The following is a 3946-nucleotide window of genomic DNA, read 5'->3' on the forward strand; positions in this document are numbered from 1 at the left end:
CGCCCCCAAGTCTCAACCCAAGCTCGGACGGCACTTTTCCCCCAAGACGCAACGGATGTTCCCGACTCCCGAGAGGCTGCAGCCGCCTGCTCCAGTTCACGCTCAAGCTGTTTCAGCCGTTCTTGTTCTGAGAAAGAGAGATCGGACATAGAGAGCAGTCTCCAGCGTTTCACCTCCATCTTACGGGCTGCTCCCGAAGATGGGCAGACTAAGCTCGCGCCGAAGGGATCTCCTGAACCATAGCCCGGAACACATCCAAAGCCGGGCCAGGGCGACGGTTAGGACGCGGAGCCGAGATCTCATTGGGCACAAAAGGCTTCTCCACCACCACCTTGGGCTTGTTGGCAGGAGCAGTTGCTGTAGCCGCAGGAGCAGAGCTGGGAGAAGCTGGTGCAGAACGAAAAGGCCCGGTAACAAAATCCACCAAGCCGCCGAAGAGAATGCCGAAAAAGGAGAACAGGCCGCCGAAAAGCTTCTTGAGGATACCCATGGCTCATTGCAAAGAAATGAGGTGAGAGATTGTCGAAGTTGTGAAGTTGTACAACTTGACCTTCATTATTGTTAAGAAGCAGCATCTTGGCCATGAGTAAATATGCTCTTTTTCTCAGGGATCCCCCACCCGCCTGCCCTCGGCGTCAAATCGCTGTAGGGGTAGGGTCAACTCCAGCTCTTGCAGCTCCAAAGGTTGAGAGACCCCCCTGCCGCGCCCCAAAGCAAAGCCATCCGCCGCTGCCGGGTTCACGTCATAGCCGATATCTGCCATTGCTTCGACGGTGAGAATGCTTAAGGGGTTGGCTACCCCCCGGTCGATGCGGCTGGTCATCAGCTCGCGGCCCAAGACGCTCTCCCGCCAATGGGAATCTCGGGATCCCTCCCCAAACTGGTTCTCCAAGGGCACAGAGGGCGCGTTTCCTCCCAGCCTAGTGAAGGCGCTGACTGCCCTGGGGCCGATGAAGCGGGGATCGTAGCCAGGGGGCGTAGGCTGATCCCGTCCCACCAAGCCCACCGTTAGCCCCTTGGGATCCCAGACGATGGGCAAGAAGCCCAAGGCATGGCCCAACTCGTGCAGGGCGGTAATGGGCAGATCCCCTCGTTCTTCCAGGGCAGATAGATTTTGACTGTTGAACAGAACTACGGAGTAAAAAGGCAGACCGTTAGAGGCCCGCACAAAACAGGGAGCAGCTCCCCCCAAAATTCGCTCGTTGCCGAGGTTTCTGGCCCGCACCTCCACCAACAGATCGTCGATGGGGAAATTGAGTGGCGTGCTGGGAAACCCTCGATCGCATTCGTCGGCCCGAATAGTGGTGGGGGGCAGATCCGGCTGGTCGCCAACGATGAGCTGTTGCCAGCGCAGAGCAGCACTGCGGACGATCGACTGCTGGGTGGGGGTGAGACTGTTGTCGGGAAAGCGAACGTCAATGGTGAACTGGGAAGCAGGCGCAGTCGTTGGCGAGGGCAAAGGGGCAGGAATGACAGTCGGAGTAGGGGTGAGAACGACAGTTGGAGTAGAAGTGGGAATGACGGTTGGAATGGGAGTGGGAATGACACTCACAGAAGAGGAGCCACCACTTCCCCCGCAGGCCTTGAGCGCCAGTACCAGAAGCACAGCCACCAGGGATCCAAGCAGACGCAGACCCCATACTTTCCCCAGAAGCTGTCGCTGCCTTGAATTCACACCACCTCCCAAAAAGCCCCATGACCCAAGTGGATCATACCGGCTGCAACCATCCTCCCGAGCATGATTTGCGTCACACCACACCGGTCAACTTCAAGGCCAGGAAGAGATGGGTTTGGAGGTCTATATTTTCAGGTCAGGATCTCTCAATCTGAGGAGTCGGAAGAGTTTTCCTCTTCTATGCCCCAGCCCGCAGCCAAAACATCCACCGCTGCCCGCAACGCCTGGTTATCCCCCAAGAGCTCCTCGGGATCCGAACGCGGCTCCACCAGGGGAACCAAGCGCAGAATACGTCCGTCCTGAACCAAGTCGATAACCACGCCCGGCTGCTCCTTGCCCAGGTTGGCAATCTCTTCTTCGGAAGCGGGATCCCGCAGACAGGCATAATCAAAGCTGTTCACATTTAAGTAGAGGCTACGGTTTACCACCAGTGTGGCAGCAGTGGGATCCTGAAAAACATCCACCACGCAGCCTTCCCCTTGCTTCCGCACTGAGCCATCGACGATATCGAAGTAGCGAACACGGGCCAAATCGGATAGGAGTCGGTAAATATCCCGCTTATTGACCAGAGTTCCCGTATTCACAATACAGGGGGCACAGGGATGAGTGTCTGTCATAGAGCAGTCGGTCTCGAAAGGTCAACAGATTGAGAGTAGGCAAAAGGAAAGCAACATCAACAGTGTCTGCAAACTATCTCCGAAAACATCAGTCCTCGGCAATTCTAGGCGCGGTTATAGCTGACAAGCAACAGAGACCCCAACTTAATCCCTAACTTCACAAAAACTTTAATCGGCTAAAGAGGGAAGAAGTAGCCTGCCCTGCCTTACCAAGTTAAGCCACTGCAACAACAGAACAACTCCCTCCATTTCGCCTACCCAGGGCTCAAACTGCTCTTGGGAAAACCCAGTCATAACTTTGCTTTTATCGACTCTATCACAGCCTTCCCGAAAAGGGCACAGGTCACTACTAATCACTACTAAGGTGCAATCTCCAGGCAAAGGCAACAGAGGTTTGGCAGGGTTTTACCTACATCTTGTGGGAAGGTGAATAGCCGAGCGGCTTTAGACTCTAGATATCGCAGATGGGCCCCGAACAGATCATCTTCGGTTCAAACCTCTCCCCTTGTCCCCCTAGGAAGGATAGCATAGGACACCAAGCCCGCTGCCTAGAAATAGCGTTGACTCTTCGCCGGAGACGACTTTTGCCGTGGTAACCACTCCCCAACGCCAGACTCTGCCGGTTGTCGATTTTGCCGCCTTTCAGAAAGGAACGGCAGGTGAGCGGGAGCAGTTTGTCCGCCAGGTGGGGGAAGCGCTGCAGCAGATTGGCTTTTTTGCCTTGGTCAACCATGGCCTATCGCCGGAATTGATCCGGGAAGCCTATGAGGTGGCAGAAGCGGTTTTTCTTTTGCCAGAGCCAACCAAGAGAGCCTATGAGGATCCGGCGCTGCTGGGGCAACGAGGGTACACCCCCTTTGGCAAAGAACACGCCAAAGATCATCCCTATCCTGACATGAAAGAGTTTTGGCACATCGGGCGCGAAGGGGATCCCCACCTTCCTGCCAACATCTGGCCTCGGGAGGTGCCCCAATTTCGCAGGGTGATGGTAGAGCTGTTCGCCCAACTGGAAACCTGTGCCCAGGGCCTGTTGCAGGCGGTCTCTCTGTATCTGGGGGAGCCTGCCGAATACTTGCCCAAAGCGGTGGAAGGAGGAGCCAATCTCTTGCGGGTGATTCACTATCCGCCCCTTCCCGCTGAAGCCCCTTCCCAGAGTTTACGAGCTGCAGCCCATGAAGACATCAACTTGATCACGCTCTTGTGTGAAGCCACCGCGCCAGGTCTAGAGCTTCTGCAACGAGATGGATCTTGGCTGCCCATTTCGGCTCTGCCCGGTCAGATCATTGTCGATGCCGGGGATATGCTGCAAAACCTCACCAATGGCCTGCTGCGCAGCACCACCCATCGGGTGACCAACCCCGACAACCCCCAAGAGCGCCGCTTTTCCATTCCCTTCTTTGTGCATCCGCGTGCAGAAGTGGATCTCACACCCTTGCCGACTTGTGTGGCCCGCACCGGCGGGATCCCTCGGTTTCCTTCCCTGACTGCCGGAGAATACTTGGCCCAGCGGTTGAGGGAAATCGGCCTGGCCGAGGCAGGATCCCCGCCCCAGCATTGATCCCAACTGTGGGTCTCTATGGTTCAGATCCCGGCCTTGCCCTACGAGTATGAAGTTCCCAGCCTGTCTCAGCTAGAAATCGCAGGAGCCCCGCAC

General features: G+C 56.4%; 4 protein-coding genes. 1 reads left to right on the forward strand and 3 read right to left on the reverse strand.

What is annotated here, in order from left to right; genetic code table 11:
• Positions 1-208 precede the first annotated feature (208 nt).
• From NW815_RS12555 to NW815_RS12565, 3 genes are all read right to left on the reverse strand, one after another.
• A complete protein-coding gene (locus NW815_RS12555; protein ID WP_011432432.1) occupies positions 209-490 on the reverse strand; it encodes a hypothetical protein in 282 nt (93 codons plus the stop codon).
• A gap of 114 nt (positions 491-604) precedes the next feature.
• Positions 605-1675, reverse strand: coding sequence for a leishmanolysin-related zinc metalloendopeptidase (locus NW815_RS12560; RefSeq protein WP_414416081.1), 1071 nt, complete (start codon positions 1673-1675; stop codon positions 605-607).
• A gap of 146 nt (positions 1676-1821) precedes the next feature.
• Positions 1822-2292: a hypothetical protein gene (locus NW815_RS12565; protein WP_414331929.1), complete on the reverse strand. Its 471-nt coding sequence runs from the start codon at positions 2290-2292 to the stop codon at positions 1822-1824.
• Positions 2293-2881: 589 nt separating this feature from the next.
• Here NW815_RS12565 and NW815_RS12570 point away from each other — a divergent pair.
• A complete protein-coding gene (locus NW815_RS12570) occupies positions 2882-3850 on the forward strand; it encodes an isopenicillin N synthase family dioxygenase (RefSeq protein ID WP_414391038.1) in 969 nt (322 codons plus the stop codon).
• Positions 3851-3946: the final 96 nt, after the last annotated feature.

The sequence above is a fragment of the Synechococcus sp. R6-7 genome (assembly GCF_047461695.1).
Lineage (GTDB): Bacteria > Cyanobacteriota > Cyanobacteriia > Thermostichales > Thermostichaceae > Thermostichus.

Coding starts and splice junctions, on each gene's coding strand:
- NW815_RS12565 (WP_414331929.1), bottom strand. CDS start 2,292: ATGACAGACACTCATCCCTGTGCCCCCTGTATTGTGAATACGGGAACT.
- NW815_RS12555 (WP_011432432.1), bottom strand. CDS start 490: ATGGGTATCCTCAAGAAGCTTTTCGGCGGCCTGTTCTCCTTTTTCGGC.